The organism is Maribrevibacterium harenarium (assembly GCF_006385675.1).
GTDB lineage: Bacteria > Pseudomonadota > Gammaproteobacteria > Pseudomonadales > Marinomonadaceae > Marinomonas > Marinomonas harenarium.
Map to the genome: position 1 here is coordinate 1 of NZ_VFRR01000114.1, position 1,212 is coordinate 1,212.

Sequence of the window (1,212 nt, forward strand, 5' to 3'; positions counted from 1 at the left end):
GCTGTACAGCACAGCGCTGGATTGTGCTCCATTTGCGGTATTGGCAAACAACCAGTTTTTACGGCCAATCACAAACGGCTTGATGGCTCGTTCAGCGCGATTGTTATCGATGCTTAAGTCAGCAGATTCTATATATCGCGCGAGGTTATCCCACTGATTTAAACTGTAATTGATCGCAAGCGTCAATTTGTCTTTGGGTGGTCGTTTCTTCAGACTGTTTTTATCCAGCCATGCCTTGTAGTCCGCTAAGGCCGCTGGAGCATGAGCTTGGCGAAACGCATAGCGTTCTTCTGCCGTGTCTAACTGCTTGGCTTGAGACTCAATCGCGTAGAGTTTTTGTATTTTTGCCAGCCCAACCGTTGCTGTCCCTGCTTTACCTTTTGGTTGTAAATGCTCGCTCTCTTTAAGTTTGCGGCGAGCATGAGCCCAACATCCAACAAGAGTTGCCTTTGTTTGGTTGTAAGCTGCATAGCCATCAACATGAAGATAACCGGCATAATCGCCTAAAAAGGCTTTCGCACAAGCGCCTGCACGTGTTTGCTTAAAATCGTATAACACGATATTCGGTATTGAACTTGATCTAGGCGAATCGGAACCGGAGCAATATACCCACATATAGCAACTAGACCGATCCTCATGGATCACGTTGAGGGTGGTTTCATCTGCATGAAGAGCAGGCTGTTCTAATAGAATATTTTGTAGTCGATCATATAAGGGTTGCAAGGCCTTGGAACAAGCCTGCATCCAATCAGACATGGTTCGTCGACTGAGTTCGATACCATATTGTTTGAATAAAGATTCCTGTCTATACAGCGGGAGGCTGTATTGGAACTTGCCCGTGATGATTTGGCTGAGAAGACTTGGCGTTGCGATTCCTTTGGGAATCAAGCTGAGTTCTGGTTTTTGTTGCTTAATAGTAACGCTGGTACCGGATTGATCACATGCCCGACAAGCATACTTCGGACGTACCGTTTCAATGACTTTTAGTTGAGCAGGAACGAAGTCTAGACGCTCAGAAGTATCTTCACCGATACGATGCAGCTCACCTTGACAGCAATCGCAGACTTTATCGTCATCAGCGATATCCAAGAAAATGGTCTCACGAGGAAGATCTTTAGGTAGTCGCCCCTGAAAAACTCTCAACCCATTGAATACAACGTGTTTTTATACGATAGTTAATACCGAAATCTTGCTATAAATACGCCGTAAGGC

Annotated in this window: 1 protein-coding gene; it reads right to left on the minus strand. The window is 45.4% G+C overall.

The window, feature by feature from the left end; translation table 11 throughout:
• Nucleotides 1-1,143 (minus strand): IS66 family transposase (tnpC, locus tag FJM67_RS17330; protein WP_140591942.1); only part of this gene is annotated, 1,143 nt, incomplete at its 3' end.
• Nucleotides 1,144-1,212 lie beyond the last annotated feature (69 nt).